The organism is Mycobacterium sp. E2479, assembly GCF_001667925.1.
Taxonomy (GTDB): domain Bacteria; phylum Actinomycetota; class Actinomycetes; order Mycobacteriales; family Mycobacteriaceae; genus Mycobacterium.
Window position 1 is genome coordinate 1 of the sequence record NZ_LZJR01000044.1, and the last position, 17,637, is coordinate 17,637.

Annotated in this window: 17 protein-coding genes; 6 read left to right on the forward strand and 11 right to left on the reverse strand. The window is 67.4% G+C overall.

Annotated elements, in window-relative coordinates:
• Window positions 1-422: hypothetical protein (locus tag A5686_RS04330; protein ID WP_082947473.1), on the forward strand; the 422-nt coding region annotated here is incomplete at its 5' end.
• Window positions 423-443: 21 nt separating this feature from the next.
• Here the strand turns inward: A5686_RS04330 and A5686_RS04335 are convergent.
• From A5686_RS04335 to A5686_RS04355, 5 genes are read right to left on the reverse strand one after another with little or no spacing between them, the layout of a single operon-like run.
• Window positions 444-716: a hypothetical protein gene (locus tag A5686_RS04335; RefSeq protein WP_082947478.1), complete on the reverse strand. Its 273-nt coding sequence runs from the start codon at window positions 714-716 to the stop codon at window positions 444-446.
• The gene (locus A5686_RS04340; protein WP_067931474.1) at window positions 709-1,968 is read right to left on the reverse strand and encodes a DUF58 domain-containing protein; all 1,260 of its coding nucleotides are present in this window, start codon (window positions 1,966-1,968) and stop codon (window positions 709-711) included. Before A5686_RS04340 ends, A5686_RS04335 begins: the two co-directional genes overlap by 8 nt.
• Window positions 1,965-2,945: a MoxR family ATPase gene (locus A5686_RS04345; protein ID WP_067931476.1), complete on the reverse strand. Its 981-nt coding sequence runs from the start codon at window positions 2,943-2,945 to the stop codon at window positions 1,965-1,967. The genes A5686_RS04340 and A5686_RS04345 overlap by 4 nt, the downstream gene beginning before the upstream one ends.
• 19 nt (window positions 2,946-2,964) lie before the next feature.
• Complete coding sequence (locus A5686_RS04350; protein WP_067931478.1) at window positions 2,965-3,447, reverse strand: hypothetical protein; 483 nt, start codon at window positions 3,445-3,447, stop codon at window positions 2,965-2,967.
• On the reverse strand, window positions 3,444-4,385 hold the full coding sequence (locus A5686_RS04355) for a DUF4129 domain-containing protein (RefSeq protein WP_067931480.1): 942 nt from the start codon (window positions 4,383-4,385) through the stop codon (window positions 3,444-3,446). Before A5686_RS04355 ends, A5686_RS04350 begins: the two co-directional genes overlap by 4 nt.
• A 175-nt stretch (window positions 4,386-4,560) precedes the next feature.
• Here A5686_RS04355 and A5686_RS04360 point away from each other — a divergent pair, with 175 nt between their 5' ends.
• Window positions 4,561-5,937, forward strand: coding sequence for an HNH endonuclease signature motif containing protein (locus A5686_RS04360; protein ID WP_067931621.1), 1,377 nt, complete (start codon window positions 4,561-4,563; stop codon window positions 5,935-5,937).
• Window positions 5,938-5,984: 47 nt separating this feature from the next.
• On the opposite strand, the gene A5686_RS04365 is transcribed toward A5686_RS04360, so the two are convergent.
• Entirely contained in the window at window positions 5,985-6,902 is a 918-nt protein-coding gene (locus A5686_RS04365; protein ID WP_067931481.1) for an SDR family NAD(P)-dependent oxidoreductase, read from the reverse strand.
• The gene (locus A5686_RS04370) at window positions 6,899-7,501 is read right to left on the reverse strand and encodes a TetR/AcrR family transcriptional regulator (protein WP_067931483.1); all 603 of its coding nucleotides are present in this window, start codon (window positions 7,499-7,501) and stop codon (window positions 6,899-6,901) included. Before A5686_RS04370 ends, A5686_RS04365 begins: the two co-directional genes overlap by 4 nt.
• A gap of 46 nt (window positions 7,502-7,547) precedes the next feature.
• Between A5686_RS04370 and A5686_RS04375 the strand changes: the two genes are divergently transcribed.
• From A5686_RS04375 to A5686_RS04385, 3 genes are all read left to right on the forward strand, one after another.
• Window positions 7,548-8,699, forward strand: coding sequence for a phosphotransferase family protein (locus A5686_RS04375; protein WP_067931485.1), 1,152 nt, complete (start codon window positions 7,548-7,550; stop codon window positions 8,697-8,699).
• Window positions 8,699-9,814 (forward strand): hypothetical protein, encoded by a 1,116-nt coding sequence (locus A5686_RS04380; RefSeq protein WP_067931487.1) that lies wholly within the window; start codon window positions 8,699-8,701, stop codon window positions 9,812-9,814. The genes A5686_RS04375 and A5686_RS04380 overlap by 1 nt, the downstream gene beginning before the upstream one ends.
• A 102-nt stretch (window positions 9,815-9,916) precedes the next feature.
• A complete protein-coding gene (locus tag A5686_RS04385; protein WP_067931489.1) occupies window positions 9,917-11,263 on the forward strand; it encodes a flavin monoamine oxidase family protein in 1,347 nt (448 codons plus the stop codon).
• On the opposite strand, the gene A5686_RS04390 is transcribed toward A5686_RS04385, so the two are convergent.
• The 3 genes from A5686_RS04390 to A5686_RS04400 form a co-directional block, all read right to left on the reverse strand.
• Entirely contained in the window at window positions 11,258-12,223 is a 966-nt protein-coding gene (locus A5686_RS04390; RefSeq protein WP_067931491.1) for an alpha/beta fold hydrolase, read from the reverse strand. The genes A5686_RS04385 and A5686_RS04390 overlap by 6 nt on opposite strands.
• A 138-nt stretch (window positions 12,224-12,361) precedes the next feature.
• Complete coding sequence (locus tag A5686_RS04395; RefSeq protein ID WP_067931494.1) at window positions 12,362-13,450, reverse strand: helix-turn-helix domain-containing protein; 1,089 nt, start codon at window positions 13,448-13,450, stop codon at window positions 12,362-12,364.
• Between the two features lie 34 nt (window positions 13,451-13,484).
• A complete protein-coding gene (locus A5686_RS04400; RefSeq protein WP_067931623.1) occupies window positions 13,485-14,663 on the reverse strand; it encodes a glycosyltransferase in 1,179 nt (392 codons plus the stop codon).
• A 207-nt stretch (window positions 14,664-14,870) separates the two neighbouring features.
• On the opposite strand from A5686_RS04400, the gene A5686_RS04405 reads away from it, so the two are divergent.
• Entirely contained in the window at window positions 14,871-15,758 is an 888-nt protein-coding gene (locus A5686_RS04405; RefSeq protein WP_067931496.1) for a chemotaxis protein CheB, read from the forward strand.
• 20 nt (window positions 15,759-15,778) lie between these two features.
• Here the strand turns inward: A5686_RS04405 and A5686_RS04410 are convergent, their stop codons facing one another.
• The gene (locus A5686_RS04410; protein WP_067931499.1) at window positions 15,779-17,620 is read right to left on the reverse strand and encodes a CheR family methyltransferase; all 1,842 of its coding nucleotides are present in this window, start codon (window positions 17,618-17,620) and stop codon (window positions 15,779-15,781) included.
• Between the last annotated feature and the right edge of the window lie 17 nt (window positions 17,621-17,637).

Below are 17,637 nucleotides of genomic sequence, written 5' to 3' on the forward strand. Positions count from 1 at the left end.
CCGCGTTCGCGACGTGCTTCGGTCTGCTCATGGTGGGGCTGGCCGCCGATGGTTGGCACGGCTCCGCGGTGGTCGCCTGGGTGGCGGCGCTGATCGCGGTCGCGGTGGGCATCGTAATCCGGCGTGCCGCAACGGTTGCCGTACTGCTCGCCGCGGTTACCGTCATCCTGTCCGACCCGCCGGTGATATTCGTCGCGCTGTCCGGCTTGTGCGCCGCCGCCTACCTGGTGTGCCGTCACACGGTCGGCGCGTCGGCCGCGGTGGTGCAGGACAGTTGGCCGACGGCGGCCGGCGCCGTGGGGTTCACGTTCGCCGGGTGGGTCGCGACGTCATTTCCCTTGCAGTTGCCGTGGTTGCCGTTGGTGGCCCCGCTGGGGGCACTGGTGATCTACCTCCTGGCCATCCGGCCGTTCATGAGCTGACCGGCCATGCCGCGGGCCGCGTCAGTGCAGCAGGACGGCGGCCTGGTCGGCCAGGTCGAGCAGCGGCTGCGGGAAGATGCCCAGCACCACGGTAACCGCGGCGAGCAGTACGGCAACCGTTGCGGCACGCCGGATTACGATGCCCACCGCGACCGCGATCAGCGCCGCCACCCAGGCGACCACCGCGGAGCCGTGCCAACCATCGGCGGCCAGCCCCACCATGAGCAGACCGAAGCACGTCGCGAACGCGGGCGCCCGGAGCCGCGCCAGCGCGCCCGAGCCGGCGTCATCCACGAAGCCTCCCCCGCACCCGCCGGCGGCGATCCGGTAGCACACCCATGGACTGTTCCAGAGCGCTATCGCCCCGCCACGACACGATGTCCACGCCGATGGTGGCCATGTCCCGATACATCGCCGAGCGCTGCAGCGCCCACATCCGGTCCACCAGGGGATCCTGTTCTTCCTCGAACGGCGAACTATCGAGAATGTCGACGGCCAGTACGACATGGCCACGCTTGCGCAGATCGATCAGGGCCAAGGCGAATTCGGTGTCGAGCAGGGTGGAGAAGGCGATGACGATCGCCCCGGCGGGAACCGCCGCGCGCGGCGCCAGCGTGCCCGTGGTGTGTTCGAATCGGTCGCCGGCGTTCAGGACGGTGTCGAGCACCCGATAGAACTGGCGCTGCCCGATGTCGGCGCCCAGCCAACGCGGATGGTTGCCCCCGAGAGCCACGATGCCGGCCCGATCACCGTGGCGCAACGCGGTTTGCACCACCTGCGCCGCCCCGCGCACGACACGTTCGGTGGCCTCGGTCGCCGGACCCGCGGGCTGCCGGTACCCGTCGATCAGGACCACCACGTCAGCGGCGCGGTCGGTCAATCGCTGCGTCACATGCAGTTGACCGCGGCGCGCGCTCACCGGCCAATTCACCGCCCGCAGTTGGTCGCCCGGCACATAAAGGCGAATGTCGGCGTACTCCACGCCCGGACCGATATGGCGAGTCAGGTGGGCGCCCAACCGGTCGAGCAGCTCGGTCTGCGGGATGGGTGTCAGCTGTGGCGGCGTCAAGGGAAACACGATGACCTCGGCGGCCGCGACTGTGGCCGTTCCGGCGAGCAGCCCACCTCGGGCAACGACGTCGATGCGGGCCCCGATGGCGTACCGGCCCCAACGCTGCGCGATGGCCGTGACGGTTTTCGCCTGGGGCGCATCGGATTCGGCGATTTCGAGCTCCATGCCGGCGATGTCGGGAATCGTGACCTGGACTGCCGACCTCCCGCGTTCTTCGGTCGCCCACACTTTGATGTGCACCTGCTCCTTTTCGAAGCAACGCTGGGCGTCGGGCTCGCCATGCACCCGAATAGTCGGGACCGGCCGCTGCCAACTGATCGAGCACAGCACGCCGAGCAGCGGCGCCGCGAAGGCGACCAGCTGCCATCGGGCGTCCATCACGGCGGCGGCCATCGCAAACCCCGCGCAGGTGGCGATAGATCGCGTCAATTCCGATGCACGCCAGCGGAATTCGACCCCAACGCTGGATGTCACGCCGGGTTCCCGCCAGCGCTGGCGCCGGTTCGCGGCACCGGTAGACGGTGCAGCAGCTCTGCGATCACGTCGGCGCCCTGGATCTTTCGTACCCACATTTCGGGGCGCAAAGTGATCCGGTGTGCGACCGCCGCGATGGCCAGCGCCTTCACATCCTCGGGGATGACGTAGTCGCGGCCGAGCAACAGCGCGCGGGCGCGGGCGAGTTGCACCAGATCGAGTTCGGCGCGGGGGCTGGCGCCCACCGCAACCTGCGGATGGTGTCGCGTCGCATTGGCCAGCGACACCACGTAGTGCAGGACGTCTTCGTGTACGGTCACCTGCTCGACCGATTCACGCATGGCAAGCAGGTCGTGCGCGTCCACGACCTGGTTGACAGTCGGTTCCGCCGAACCGCGTTCGAGGCGGCGGCGCAGCATCGAGGTCTCGTCCCGTTCGTTGAGATACCGTAGTTCCAGCCGGATCGCGAACCGGTCGAGTTGCGCCTCGGGCAGCGGATACGTGCCCTCGTACTCGATCGGATTGTCGGTGGCCAGCACGATGAAAGGCTGTGGCAGCTGGTGTGTTTCGCCGTCGATGCTGACTTGGCCTTCGGCCATCGCCTCCAGCAGCGCCGCCTGGGTCTTCGGCGGCGTGCGATTGATTTCGTCGGCCAGGAGCAAATTGGTGAAGATGGGGCCGGGCCGGAACGCGAAGCGTCCGGACTGCATGTCGTAGATCGTCGAGCCGAGCAGGTCGGCCGGCAATAGATCGGGCGTGAACTGCACCCGGGTGAATTGCAACCCCAAGGCGGCGGCAAAGGATCTCGCGATCAGCGTCTTGCCCAGGCCGGGCAGGTCTTCGATGAGGATGTGGCCGCGCGCGAGGACTGTGGTGAGGATAAGGCGCAGCGCGGAGCGTTTTCCCACCACCACACGTTCTATCTCGTCGAGGATCGCCTCGCAGTGGGCCGTCGTGGTTGCGGCCGGCAGCGTCATGTCGGGATCGCGCCTCCTGTCATACCTGCTCCAGCTTTTGCAGAATCTCCTGCAGTGCCGCACGGCCAGGGCCGGGTTGGCCGTCGCGGCTGCGCGTGACGTTGTTGGGATCCACCCATTCCCACAGTTCCGCGCCAAAAAGCATGCGTCCGGTTGCGTTAAAGGATGCGGGATCTTTGGATTGTCTTTGACCAGTTGTCATCTCGTAACGGCGCGCGAGCATCGGGCGCAGATGCCGGTCCCAGTCTGCCCGGGTGGACTCCGACCACCGAATTGTCGTCTCGGTGTTGGCCAGCCAGCGGCGCAACGAGTCTCCGAGCTCGTCGGTGGCCGGCTCCGCGTCGGCGTCGAATCCGCGCGCCAGGGCCCGACGGAGGCTCAGTAGCACCAGAGCCAGCCCCACACCGGAGGCCGCCAACACCCACCGTGGGTCATGCTGGGTCAGCACCAGCAGTTCTGTGCCGACGATGAGGCAAACGCCCAGGGAGGTAATCTTTCTCATGCTGCGCTCCGCGAGCTCAGCTCGTCGAGGACCAATCGAAGGACGCGCACGGCGGTGTCGCGGTGGCCCTCGTTCATCACGTGGGGACTGAACCGCGCCTCGGCGAACAAGTTCACCAATTGGACGGCGTTATCCGCGTGCAGAGCGTGGTGCTCAACCGCGCGGGCCAGCACCTCGGTCGGGGTGTCGAATTCCTGGGGGACGGCGCCGGGAACGTGTGCGAGTTCACGTTCCATCGCCGCATAGCAGGCGATGATCGCCTCTCGCGGTTCGCGGCTCGGGTCTCTCATCTCGGCCAGTCCACGTTCGGCCGCCCGCGCCAGTGACTCCGAACGCGGCGCAGGCGCCGGGGATTCCGCCGGCTCGTCGACGATGCCGGATGCGGCGGGGCGCCAGCGCCGCCGCGCCGACGCGACCGTCCCGGCGACCAACATCACCAGCATGGCAACCGTGCAGGCGAACAGGATCCCAAGCATGTTCGGGGAGGCGTCGCGAGGCCGGTGCGGATGCTGCGCCGGTGGCTGTGCGGGCGGGTGGGTCGACGGTGCCCCGCCGGAATCGGGCGGTGACGGGCCGGGAGCGACGCCGTGGGCCAGGAACCTGGCCAGCAACAGCACGATCAGCAGCCAGGCCACGATCACGCCGAGTCCGATCAACAACACGCGCCAGCTCGGTCGTCCCTTGCCGGTGCCCAGCATGTCGGACATAGCACCGGCACTCGGCGCGGGCACGCGGGGGTCTCGCAACCGCGCCACCACGGCGATCGCGATCAGCGCAAGCGTCACCGCGAGAACCGCCACCACGAAAGCCAGCGCCCCGCGGCCGCTCGACTCGCTGCGCATCGCATCGTGACGAGCGGGAAGGTAGCCGCGCAGGGCGGCAGCGACGACGAGCAGCAGAACGATCAGGGCAACGACTCGCCCTGTCGGCTTGTCCATACCACGCATAGGCCCGCCACTCGATTGGTAGTTGCGGCACTGGCTTTCCCCATACTTGCACGTCAGGCGGCTCTAGAGCCAGGACCGGCGTTGTCATTCATCCACAGTCGGCAGTTCATCCACATATTCATCCCGTGGGCTCGTATTCGAATATATGTTCGATACCGTGGACTGCGTGGGCGTTTTCACGAACGCAGAACAGGCGCGGGAACGCATCTGCGCCGCGCTCGACGCGATCGATGCGGCCCACCAGGTGCTGCGCCAGACCCCTTCGGGCGTGGTATGTAACGCCTTCCGGGTCGACTTCGCCGAACGACTGGAAGCCCAGCATCGCCTCAATCGGGGCCTGATGTATCGGGTCTTCGGCGAAATCGCCGACCCGCCTGACGGGGCCGGATGTGTTCCCGCGTTGCGGAGCATGTTGTGGGCGCGGCTTCGCATCACACCCGGAGAAATCACGCGGCGCTTCAGATTCGCCGCACGCCTGCTCCCTCGACGTTCGCTGACGGGCGCCCCATTGGAACCCGAGCTCCCGGCGTTGGCCGCGGCGGTGGCCGCCGGCGCAGTCGGCGAGGACCATATCCGCGCAGTCTGTGCCGCGGTCGACGCATTGCCCTCCTGCGTCTCCGGGAGCGACGCGGCCGACGCGGAGCGCACGCTGGTACGGCACGCGACCAAGCTCGACGCGGCCGTCGTCACCAGGCTGGGCCATCGGATTGCCGATTATCTCAATCCCGATGGCCGTTTCGGTGATGCAGATCGGGCCCGCCGTCGCGGCGTGCACCTGGGCACACAGGGCCCCGACGGGATGTCGCGGCTCACCGGTTTCCTGGATCCCGAGGCCCGGGCCTACTTCGAAGCCATCGAGGCGGCGGTGCGGCCCGGCCGTCATCAGACCCCAGACGCCGATCCCGAGGCGCGCGACGATCGCACACCGGGCCAACGCCGCCACGACGCCCTCAAACTCGGACTCGAGATCGCCATCGCCTCAGGTGGTCTCGGGACGCACCGCGGCCACCCCGTTACCGTGGTGGCCACCACGACGTTGGCCGAACTCGACCAGGCCGCACACGCCACGGTCGACTCGTCAACTCAGATGCCAGCGCCGGCGCGGACCGGCGGCGGTTCGCGACTGCCGATGCCGGACCTGATTCGGATGGCCGCCAAGGCAATTCACTACCTCGCCGTGTTCGACGAACATACCGGCCGGCCGTTGTATCTGGGCCGGCAGAAACGCATCGCCACCGCGGATCAACGCCTTATCTGCTACGCCCGGGACCGCGGCTGCACCCATCCCAATTGCCTGGAACCCGGGTATCACTGCGAGGTTCACCATGCACACGAATGGGCAGACGGGGGCCCGACCGACGCGGACAACCTGTTCTTCGCCTGCGGATCGGACCACGGCGCGGTGGGCCGGGGCGAACGGCGCACCGTCGTCCGCAACGGGCGACTCGGCTGGACCGACGGCACCGGACCGCCGGTCGTCAATCACGCGCACCATCCCGACGAGCTGCTGCGCGGCGATCCCGACCCCCCTGAGGGTGAATGATGTTGAGTCGCCGTGATCATCGATGCGGTGACGGCGATCGCGCCTCGCTAGTCCAGCGTGAAGGGACGGAAGCTGCCGTCGAGGACCTGGAGGTGGCCAATGGTGCGTCCGGTTACCTTGGCGGGATCGACCAGCGCCAATTCGACCGCCGCGCGGGCGAATTCGTCCGCCGACGCGGTGTCATCGAAGTTGCGGGCATAATACGAAAGCCCCGGCGTGAGAATCGGTTTGGAGGGCGAAAGCGCGTTCACCGCGATGTTGTGGTCGGAGAGGTCGAAGGCCGCGCACTGGGTGAGATGCTCGAGTGCGGCCTTGGAACCGCCGTAGCCGGGCAGCACCCCTCCGGTCCGGTCGGCGTAGGGGCCGTCGCCGGGCAATCGCGATGCGATCGAGGTGATGTTGATGATCGAACCGCCGCCCGCCTCGATCATGTCGGGGCACACCATCTGCATCAGCTCGTACGCCGCGAACACCGCGATGTCGAAATGCCGGCGGTACGCGTGCAGGGGCGTGCTGATGAATCCCGGCCAGCCCGGCTTGGCGGCGGCACCCGCCGGCTTTGCTGCGGCGGCACCCGCAGGCGTGGCGGCGGCACCCACGGCCTTGGCGGCTTTGTCGCGCGGTTGCCCACCGGCTGCCGGTGGCCGCCCTGGTGCTGTGAAGGCCGCGTTGTTGATCAGAATCCCTATCGGGCCCAATGCCTCTCGCGCCAACTCCACCAACCGGGCGACCTGATCGCGGTCGGTCAAATCGGCTCGAACCGCAATCGCGCGCCCGCCGGCCGCCTCGATATCGGCGACCGTCTGGCCGATGGTCCCCGGCAGCCGGTCATCCCATACTTCTTCGGTGCGGCCGGCAACCGCCACCGCGGCACCGTCAGCCGCCAAGGCCAACGCGATTGCCCGGCCCAGGCCGCGGCTACTGCCGGTGACAATCGCGGCCCGCCCCGCCAGCCGCCCCGTCATTGCCGCACCCCGTGCACCACGATGGCCGCGGTTTGCTCCACCCACGTGTCGCCGAGGTCTTCCTCCGGACGCAACAGCATCCGCAGCATCGTCGCTCCCCCAATCAACTCGATCAATCGGTCCGGATCCACATCGGGATGGGCTTCGCCGCGGTCGACCGCCTCGCGCAACCGGACCCGCACCGCGGTGAACAGGTCCACGAAGCGCGACATCACCCGCCCATTGAGCGCGGGATCGGCCGTCATGTCGGCGACCAGACCGGGCAGCGCGGCGCGCACCACCGGAGTCGTGAACACGTCACGGGTGGCCTCGATCATCATCCGCACGTCGGCGGCGATATCCCCGGCCGGCGACTCCAGCGCGGTCGGGGCGGTAGGGAAGGCGGCCTCGTGCACCAGTTCGGCCTTGCTGGACCACCGCCGGTACAGTGCGGATTTCGTGGTGCCGGCCCGCTCCGCGACCGCAGCCAGACTGATGTTGGAATAACCCGTTTGGACAAGCAGTTCCGCGGTCGCCGATAAGATCGCCGAGTCGATACGCGGATCGCGCGGGCGACCGGCGCCGGAGGCCTTGTCAAGGCCGGACGGGTCTGCTTTCATAACGCTACCTACCGTATCGTAATTGCCTCGGCGAAGGAGGCACCTTATGGCAACAGAACCGGCGGTCGACAAAATCGACCGGCTCCAGCGCTCCAGCCGCGACGTCTCCACGTTGCCGACGGTGCTGTCACGCTGGCTTTCCACCGTACTGCCGGACGGCGCGAATCCCGAGGTGATCGTGGAGAGCGGCGTGGACTCAACAGGCATGTCGTCCGAGACCATCATCCTGACCACCCGCTGGCGACAGGACGGGCAATCGACCGAGCAGAAGCTGGTCGCGCGGGTCGCTCCCACGGCTGAGGACGTGCAGGTCTTCCCGACCTATCGGCTCGACCACCAATTCGACGTCATTCGGAAAGTGGGCGAGCTGACCGACGTGCCCGTGCCGCGGGTGCGCTGGCTGGAGAACACCGGCGACGTCCTCGGCACACCGTTCTTCGTGATGGACTACGTCGATGGCGAGGTGCCACCCGACGTCATGCCGTACACCTTCGGAGGCAACTGGTTCGCCGACGCGCCCGCCGAGCGGCAGCGCGAACTGCAGGACGCCACCGTCGGCGTACTGGCCACGTTGCACTCGATTCCGAACGTGCAGAGCACATTTGGGTTCCTTACCGAAGGGCAACCTGGGGACACCGCGATGCGCAAGCATTTCAACTGGGTGCGGTCCTGGTATGACTTCGCGGTGCCCGACATCGGGCGATCGCCGTTGCTGGAGCGTACTTTCGACTGGCTGGAAGCCAATTGGCCGGCCGAGGCAGCCGCCGTCGAGCCCGTGCTGCTGTGGGGCGACGCCCGAGTGGGCAACGTGCTGTACAACGACTTCCGGCCGGTGGCGGTGTTGGACTGGGAAATGGTGACGTTGGGCCCGCGTGAACTCGATGTGGCCTGGATGATATTCGCACACATGGTCTTTCAAGAACTCGCCGGCCTGGCAACGCTACCGGGATTGCCAGACGTGATGCGCGAGGAGGACGTGCGCGCCACCTACGCGCGGTTGGCCGGCGTCGAAGTTGGCGACTTGCATTGGTTTTACGTGTATTCGGGCGTGATGTGGGCTTGCGTGTTCATGCGCACCGGCGCTCGGCGGGTGCACTTCGGCGAGACCGAGAAGCCCGACGATGTCGAATCACTGTTCTACCACGCCGGATTGATGCGGCGCCTAATCGGAGAGAGTCTTATCGGAGAGGACCAGTAATGCTCGGACCGCTCGACGAGTTTCCCGTACATCAGATTCCCCAGCCGATCGCGTGGCCGGGCTCTTCGGACCGCAACTTCTACGATCGCTCGTACTTCAACGCCCATGACCGCACTGGAAACATCTTCGTGATCAGCGGCATCGGCTACTACCCCAACCTCGGGGTCAAGGATGCGTTCCTGCTCATCAGGCGCGGGGACACCCAGACCGCCGTACACGTATCGGACGCCATCGACTCCGACCGGCTCAACCAGCACGTCAACGGTTACCGGGTCGAGGTCATCGATCCGCTGCACCAGCTACGGATCGTCCTCGACGAAACCGAGGGAATCGCAGCCGATCTCACCTGGAAGGGGCTTTTCGACGTCGTCCAGGAGCAGCCGCACGTCCTACGATCGGGCAACCGGATCACGCTGGACGCGCAGCGTTTTGCTCAGCTGGGCAGCTGGAGCGGCCACATCGTCATCGACGGCCGAAAAATCACCGTCGACCCCGACACCTGGCTGGGCAGCCGCGACCGGTCCTGGGGGATCCGTCCGATCGGCGAGGCCGAGCCCGCGGGACGGCCCGCGGACCCGCCCTTCGAGGGCATGTGGTGGCTCTACGTGCCCATGGCATTCGACGATTTCGCGATCGTGCTGATCATCCAGGAGGAGCCCAGCGGGTTCCGGTCGCTCAACGACTGCACCCGGATCTGGCGCGACGGCCGCGTCGAGCAGCTGGGCTGGCCGCGAGTCAAGATCCATTATCGCTCCGGTACCCGCATCCCGACCGGCGCGACCATCGATGCCACCACCCCCGATGGCACCCGGGTGCACTTCGATGTGGAGTCCAAGCTGCCGGTGCCGATTCACGTCGGCGGCGGCTACGGCGGCGACTCCGACTGGATTCACGGCATGTGGAAGGGCGAGAAGTTCGCCGAGCGCCTGACCTACGACATGACCGATCCGGCGATCATCGGCCGAGCGGGCTTCGGGGTGATCGATCATGTCGGCCGAGCGGTCTGCCGTGACGGCGACGGCGAGCCGGTCGAGGGCTGGGGCCTTTACGAACACGGCGCGTTGGGCCGCCACGACCCGTCCGGGTTCAAAGATTGGCTCACGGTCGCGCCGTAACCCAGGCGGCAACCGCGCCGCAGCTGGGATGTGACCGCCCATCGGCCGCTAGCTTGCACAATTTGGGGGTGAAAACCGGGCAAATGCGGTTCACTGGACCGCGTGCCCGGACCCCCGCGGATTGTCGACGTCGTCGTGGTCGGTGCGGGCTTTGCCGGACTCGCCGCGGCGCGAGTGCTGTCTCAACAAGGCCACGACGTGGTGGTGTTCGAGGGCCGTGACCGTGTCGGCGGCCGGTCGCTGACCGGCAGCGTCGCCGGATTGCCGGCCGATCTGGGCGGCACTTTCGTCGGGCCGACCCAGGACGCCGTCTTGGCGATGGCGGCCGAACTCGACGTCCCGACCACCCCGACGCACCACGACGGCAAGAACCTCATCCATTGGCGTGGGTGGACGCACGCGTATCACGGCACCATTCCAAAACTGTCGCTGACGGGGCTGCTGGACATCGGCCGATTGCGGTGGCAGTTCGACAGGATCGCCCGCAGCATCCCGCTGGCGGCGCCGTGGGATGCCCGCCGTGCCCGGGAACTCGACGGCTTATCGCTCGGCGGCTGGCTGCGCTCGGTGCGTGCGACCGCGTCCTCGCACGACCTGATGGCGATCGTGGCGCGCGTGACGTGGGGATGCGAACCCGACGATGTGTCGATGCTGCACGCCGCTCGTTACACGCACGCGGCCGGCGGCCTGGACCGGCTGCTCGACGTCCAGGACGGTGCCCAACAGGACCACTTCCCCGGTGGCACGCAACAGATCGCCGAAGCCGCGGCCGCCGAGCTGGGAGCACGGGTGGTGCTCAACGCCCCGGTCCGCCGAATCGAGCGGCACGGCGCGGGCGTCACCGTAACAAGCGATCTCGGCGAGACCGATGCCGGGTTCGTCATCGTCGCCATCCCGCCCGCCCATCGCGCCTGGATCGAGTTCAGTCCTCCGTTGCCCGCCGAATACGAGCAACTCGCCCGGCACTGGCCGCAGGGCCGGCTTAGTAAGGCGTATGCGGCCTATTCCACGCCGTTCTGGCGGACCAACGGATTTTCCGGGCAGGCGCTGTCCGACGAGGGCCCCGTCTTCATCACTTTCGACGTCAGCCCGCACCCGGACGGACCCGGCATCCTGATGGGTTTTGTCGACGCCCGCGCCTTCGACTCGCTACCGAGCAATCAGCGTCGCCGCGACGCATTGCGCTGCTTTGCAACGCTTTTCGGCGATGATGCGCTCAAACCCCTGGACTATGTCGATCATCGTTGGGGGGTGGAGGAATTCGCCCCCGGCGGTCCCACCGCCGCGGTGCCCCCGGGGTCGTGGACGCGGTTCGGGCCGTGGCTGCGCGAACCGGTCGGGCCGATCCACTGGGCCGGCACCGAAACGGCCGACGAGTGGACCGGATTCCTCGACGGGGCGATCCGCTCCGGGCACCGCGCCGCCGCCGAGATCACCGCCCTGCTATGAGCTGATTCGCCGGGTGGCCGCGTTCTGGATCGCCATTTCGGCGAGCCCGCGCAACTGCCGGCTCACGTCGCGCGGGTGTTCCAGCATCGAGCAGTGGCCGCCGGGTAGTTCAACCAATTCGATCAGGTTGGGTGTGGTGCGTGCGATCCTGCGGGACTGGCTGATCGGGGTCAGCCGGTCGCGTTCGCTGCCGATCACCAACGTCGGCACGGTCAGTCCGTCCAGATTGAGATACCGAGACCCCAGTGACGTCACCAGCGCCCTCGCACAGCCGGCCCGTCCCGCCGGTGCTGTGCTCTCGAATAGCTCGTAGACCACCCGGGCGATGCTCGGGTCGGCGTCTCGCCCGGTGGCCAGCATCGCCACCGCATATCGGCTCGGGATGCGGGCGGCACGTGGGAGCGGTAACCCACCGAACGCGGTGATCAGGGCCCGCCCGGCGAGGACTCGCGCCGGCGACAATCCATAAGGCGCCGACAGCAGTTGCACCTGCCGGATCAGATCACCGGTGGTGGTGTTGATCAGCGCGACGGCGTCGGCGCGCCGGGGAACCTTGTGACGGTAGCGCTCAGACCACGCGGCGATGGTGATGCCGCCCATCGAATGACCCGCTACCACGGCCCGCTCGTGCGGTGCCAGTGTTGCGTCCAGCACCGAATCCAGGTCGGAGGCAAGGTGTTTGAGGCTGTAGTCCGCGCGCCGCGGTACACCACTGCGCCCGTGGCCGCGATGATCGAAGGCGATCACCCGGTAATCGTTTGACAGGTCGGCAATCTGATACGCCCACGCCCGGATCGCGCAGGTGATGCCGTGAATCAACACGATCGGGTAACCCTCGGGCGGCCCGAACACCTCCGCGTGCAGCCGGGTGCCGTCGGCCGCCGTGACCGTCACGGTCTCACTGCGCGGCAGCTGGTCGGGGAACGGGTCAAATGGGCGAGCCGATCGTCGAGCATTCATCGCCGCTCCCCCCTCCAACGCGACCCCGTTGCCGCAGCTAAGGATGAGACGATCTTATGTCTGAGTCGGGTCCGGTTTTGGCGAATCCGGCAAACGATTCTTACCAAATGCTTAGAACCTGACCGGTCGTCACGCCGATCAGGACGGTGCCTGCAGCTGTCTCAGCGTGGTGTGCGGGCTCTGGCCGTAAGTCTGCCGGTAGAGCACCGCGAATCGTCCGGTGTGCGCGAATCCCCACCGCTGGGCGATCTCGGTGACCGTCGAGGTAGCGCTCGTCGCCGCCACCAGCTCTTGATGGGCATGGCTGAGCCGCACCCGACGCATGTACTCGGTCGGCGTGGTACCGAGCTGGCGGCGGAACAGATACTGGACCGCCCGGGGCGTCAGATGCACCGCGGCGGCGACATCGTTGATGCCGATATCCTCCGCGGTGTGGTGGTGGATGAAAGACACCGCCTCCTTGAGGGTTTCAGGCAGCGCGAGATCGCTGGCCGGGTCTTGCTCGGTGAGGTTGGACGGGTAGCACTCGAGCAGCGCACCGGCCAGTAGGTTGGCCATCCCCGCGGCGATCAGCGGCTGGTGGGCGGTGTCGGCGCAGGCCAAGGTGCCGACCACATAATCGAGCGCTCGCTGCCACGCCCGCACGGCGGCACGGGAACGCGGCCGCCAATTCACGAACTGCGTCTGCTGCCCCAACGACGACTGCCAATCCGCGGCGACCTTGTTCATCACGTCGGCCTCGAGAGTCACCACATCGAAACGTGCTCCGTTGCAGTGCAATACGCACGGCATGCCGTGAGCGACGAGAACCGGGAAGTCGGCGGTGGCCACCGGACCGCCCGCGACACTCAACGATCCCGCGCGCGGTTGAATCACCACGATGGTGTCGGCCCCCGGAATCTCGAGCGTCACACGCCCCTGGACCATCACCTCGTCGACGGTCATCGAGCCGGCATCACTGCGCCGGTGCGCCACCGCGGCGTGGCCCGCCAGCCCGGAGACCCGCCAGCCCGGCTGATACGCGCCGGCGAAGAATCGCCGCGCCGCATGCGCGTCGGCGGTGCGAAACTGCTTGTATTGCACTACAGCCGGGCGATATCCATGCTCGGAATCCGGCGTCAGACGGGCCGGGCAGTAGTCGGGCCGAGTCCCGTCGGTCGATTCGCCGGCGGAACCGATGACCAGCGTGGCGTCCTTGCCGTCGATCCCGCTCGTCGTAGTCGTCATGGCCGGCCTTCAGAACCGGCCACAAGCGCCCGCATCAGCGCGCCGCCGTCGATCGCGAATCTATCGGGGCCCGGTCCGGCGGCCCGATGCTTTCGTAAATATTCAGCGCGTCGAGCGCTATCCGCTCCCACGCGAAGCGCGACGTGGCACGGCTGCGGCCCGCCGCGCCCATGCTCTCGCATTGAAAGCTTTGGCCGAGCAGCCTTCTCAATGCCATCGCCAGGGCGACCGGGCTTTCCGGCGGGATGATGAGACCGGTGATGTCGTCGAGCACGACGTCGGCGAGGACGCCCACGGTGGAAACGATGACTGCCACGCCGCTGGCCATGGCCTGCAACACGGCGGCGGCCCGTGGCGGCTGCCGGGGAGTGCACGCCACGACGTCGGCGGACCGGATCAACTGCGGCAGTTCGTCACCGCCCACCGTGCCGGCGAAGCGGACGCGCTCGGCCACGCCGAGCCCCGCGGCAAGGCGTTGCAAGCGAGCCCGCGCGTCACTGTTGTCAACGTTCGTGACGTCGGTCTCCGCGATTACCAACTCCGCGCCGCACACCTTGGTCATGGCGCGGATGGCGATATCGATTCCGTTGCACCACAGCGGGTTCGGTGTCACACACAGGACCCGTTGCAGGCCGTTGCGCGAGACCGTGGGACCGGTCGGCGCGTAGCGCGACGCGTCGACGCCGCAGGTCAGGGCGGACACCCGGGTGCGGCGGCGCCGCAGCCGGGCCAGCGCGTCGAGGTCGTCGCTGCCCTCACCCGTCACCCAGGCCGCACTGCGTGCCAGGAGCGGCTCGACGCGCAGGCGTTCGCGGTTGTGCTCCCCGTCGACTTGTCCGCGCGACGTCGCCGCCAGACCCAGGAACGTCTGCACGACGGGGAGGCGCTGACGGCGAGCGGCCAACTGGGCCGCCAGCCCGCCCAGCCAGCCATAGGCGTGCACGACGTCGGGTTGCTCGCGTGACCAGGCGCGCTCGAGTTTGGTGGCCCATTCCCCCACATAGGGCAGGACGTCGGCGCAGGGGGCGGCCCGGCGCGGGCCGACGGGAACCGACAGGCAGCGGTAATGGCCTTGTGCGGCCGCCTGCACCGAGCATCGAGCGGCTCGCCGGAGGCACACCGTCGCGTCGTGTCCCTGCGCCGCCAACGCGGCACACAGCTGCTCCGGGTCCTCCCCGACGACGTCATCGCCGCTGACAATTGCAATTTTCAACCGCAATTCCCTCCGCGCGCCATCGTGCCATCCAGCAACACTAAGTCACATACCCTGCCGCATATCTACGAAACGGCCGGCGCGGCGACTTCGCATAGTGACCCGGGCTTCGCCTGCCGGACCGCACCCGACCAGCCAGAACGCGTCAGAGCGGCATCCTCCGCCGTGCGACTATGGCGGCGGGTCGACAAGGTGGAGACTTGAGAGGTGACGACTGATGAGCATGGCCGAGGCGTTGAGCTGGTGGTCCTGCTTGCGTCGGCGGGTGGTTTGGAGCCTCTGTCGACCATATTGCGAGGGTTACCTCGCGACTTCCCCGCCGCCGTCATCGTGCAACAGCACTTGGGCGGCCACGACAGCCTGCTGACCACAATCCTGCACAGGCAAACGGGCCGCGCGATCGAATGGGCACGGGACGGAATGGTGCTGCGGCCCGGACAGGTGGTCGTATGTCCGCCGGCGATACTGCTGCAACTGAACCCGGAGGGCCGCTGCCGCCTGCAAAATGCGCAGCGGCATCAGGCGCTGGTGTTCGACGTGCTGCTGGCGTCGGTCGCCGGCTCGTACGGCCCGCGCAGCGTCGCCGTGGTGCTGTCGGGTTCCGGACATGACGGCGCGGCGGGCACCGTCGCGATGAAGCTGGCGGGCGCCGTCGTCATCGCTCAGAGCCCCGAGACGGCGCAGTACCCGTCGATGCCGATCGCTGCCGCGCGCGCCGGCGCCGACCTGGTATTGGACGTCGCCGAAATCGCCGGCGTACTCAACGACATCGTCGCCGGAGCACCACTTCCGCCCCGTCGGGAATCGCCCGTCACGACCCCGGTGGACCAACCTGACGCCGCCGTCACCACGTACGACGTGCTCGATCGGTTGCCCCCGGCGTTCGCGACCAACAGCGCGGCGGCCCGGGGCGAGCTCGCTCGGCTGCGCGCCGCCGAGCTCGAACGGCGCCGCAAGGAATTGACCGTGGGATTCGGCGCCACGCCGGAGACCGTGGCGATAGCGCGGCGCAGGGCCCAGGAGTCACGTTCCCGCGCCCAGCTGGCCCATCAGGCGGCCGAGGAGGCTTCCACCCAGTGGCCTGCCAAGGCATAGGGCCAGCACGCCGGGAGCGGCTAACCGACGACCTCCATCAACAGCAGTGCCCCGCCGACCGTCCCCTCTGCCGAACGGAACGACGTGCAGATGATGCGCACCGTCGCCGGGCGCCCGCGCCGGTTGACGGCCTCCACCACGACTTCGCCGGAGCTCTCCGGGTCGACGAACGCGTTGCCGATCAGGGGCCGCACGCTGTCGAGCGGCAGGCCGATGTCCAGATTTGTCAGCCCAATCCCAGTCGCCTCGTCCGCCCGCAGGCCCCAAAGTTCTTCACACCCGCGGTTCCACAGGATCACCTTCATCTCCCGGTCGACCACCACCATGCCCATGTTCACCGAGTCGATGAGCGAATCCTGGAAGTGCTTGGCTTCGTCGAGTTCCAGGCTGCGTTCGCGCAACATGTCGTTGATCGTGTGCAGTTCGTCGTTGGTGGACTGCAGCTCCTCGTTCATCGTCTCGAGCTCTTCGTTGGTGGACTGCAGTTCCTCGTTGGTGGTCTCGAGCTCCTCTACCGTGGATTGCAGTTCCTCGTTGGTGGTCTCGAGTTCTTCGTTGGTGGACTGCAACTCTTCGTAGGCCGCCTCCAGCTGGCGATTGGTTTGGACGACCTTGTCCAACAGCGCGCGGGTGGCGGTGACGTCGAAGAACACGATCGACACCCCGAGCAAGCCGTTCTCGGCGTCGACGAGCGGGTTGACGTGGATCTCGAACCACACCGTCTCGGCGCCCGGCCGCTGCCATTTGACGTCCTGGATCCGCGCCGAGCGCCGCTCCACCTTGGCCTGTTCCAGGTAGGCGCGCAGTTCGACAGGGCGATATGACACCTCGAGGTCCCGCAACAGCCGACCGATGTCGCGGGCCGAGAGCCCGAAGATGCTCTCCGCCTGTTGGTTGATCATCGCGACGGTGTCCTCGCCGGTGACCACGATCTGGGCCACCGGGCTGGCCCGGAAGGCCAAATCCCGCACCGTCGTCAACCCCGAAAGGTCCATGCTGCGTTCGTAAAACGCCGAGTTCGGATCGTAGCGATCCACACCACCGTTGCCTCCGAGCGCCTTGCGGAAGATGCGGTGTTTCAGGTTCAGCGGAGCGAACCGGTCGCCGTGACTCAGCAGCATCTCGGCGTGTCCCAGGAACAGCGTGCCCTGCGGTGCCAGGGCAAAATGCAGCCGCCCCAACACGTTTCGTTGCGTCTCCGCGTTGAGATACATCAAAGTGTTGCGGCACACCAGCAGGTCGACGCGCGAGATCGGTGCGTCCTTGACCAGATCGTTACGCCCGAAGATGACCGCTCGGCGCAAGTCCTTGTGAAACACGTAGCGGCCGTTGACCTGTTCGAAGTAGCGCCCCAACAGATCCGCGGGTACGGATTCGACCGCCTTGGCATCGTAGGAGGCGATGCGCGCCTCGCTGAGGGCGTCCTCGTCGACGTCGGTGGCGTAAATCTTGACCCGCTGCCGGAACCCGTCGGGTCCCAGCGCCTCGGCCAGCAGCATGGCCAGCGTGTAGGCCTCCTGACCCGAGGCGCAGCCGGCACTCCACACCCGAATCGGGTCGTCGGGACCGCGCTCGGCCAGCAGTCGCGGAATGACCTCGGTGCGAACGAACTCCCAGGCATCGGGGTCCCGGAAGAACGAGGTGACGTTGATCAGGATGGTGTTGAAGAGTGCGGTGAATTCGTCCGAGCTGGCCTGCAGAAAGTCGAGGTACTCGTCGTAGGCGCTGTAGCCCGCCTGGTCCATCCGGTGCCGGACGCGGCGCATCAGCGAGGTCCGCTTGTAGCCCGTGAAGTCGAAGCCGCGCGAATCCCGCATATACCGCAACAGGCCCTCGAAGGCCTCGTCTGTCGTGGAGTCCATGCACGTCCCGTTCGATC

Excerpts from the sequence above, each read along its gene's own strand:
- A5686_RS04390 (WP_067931491.1), bottom strand. The coding sequence starts at position 12,223 with ATGAATGCTCGACGATCGGCTCGCCCATTTGACCCGTTCCCCGACCAG.
- A5686_RS04380 (WP_067931487.1), top strand. The coding sequence starts at position 8,699 with ATGCTCGGACCGCTCGACGAGTTTCCCGTACATCAGATTCCCCAGCCG.
- A5686_RS04350 (WP_067931478.1), bottom strand. The coding sequence starts at position 3,447 with ATGAGAAAGATTACCTCCCTGGGCGTTTGCCTCATCGTCGGCACAGAA.
- A5686_RS04345 (WP_067931476.1), bottom strand. The coding sequence starts at position 2,945 with ATGACGCTGCCGGCCGCAACCACGACGGCCCACTGCGAGGCGATCCTC.
- A5686_RS04410 (WP_067931499.1), bottom strand. The coding sequence starts at position 17,620 with ATGGACTCCACGACAGACGAGGCCTTCGAGGGCCTGTTGCGGTATATG.
- A5686_RS04365 (WP_067931481.1), bottom strand. The coding sequence starts at position 6,902 with ATGACGGGGCGGCTGGCGGGGCGGGCCGCGATTGTCACCGGCAGTAGC.
- A5686_RS04375 (WP_067931485.1), top strand. The coding sequence starts at position 7,548 with ATGGCAACAGAACCGGCGGTCGACAAAATCGACCGGCTCCAGCGCTCC.
- A5686_RS04395 (WP_067931494.1), bottom strand. The coding sequence starts at position 13,450 with ATGACGACTACGACGAGCGGGATCGACGGCAAGGACGCCACGCTGGTC.
- A5686_RS04370 (WP_067931483.1), bottom strand. The coding sequence starts at position 7,501 with ATGAAAGCAGACCCGTCCGGCCTTGACAAGGCCTCCGGCGCCGGTCGC.
- A5686_RS04355 (WP_067931480.1), bottom strand. The coding sequence starts at position 4,385 with ATGGACAAGCCGACAGGGCGAGTCGTTGCCCTGATCGTTCTGCTGCTC.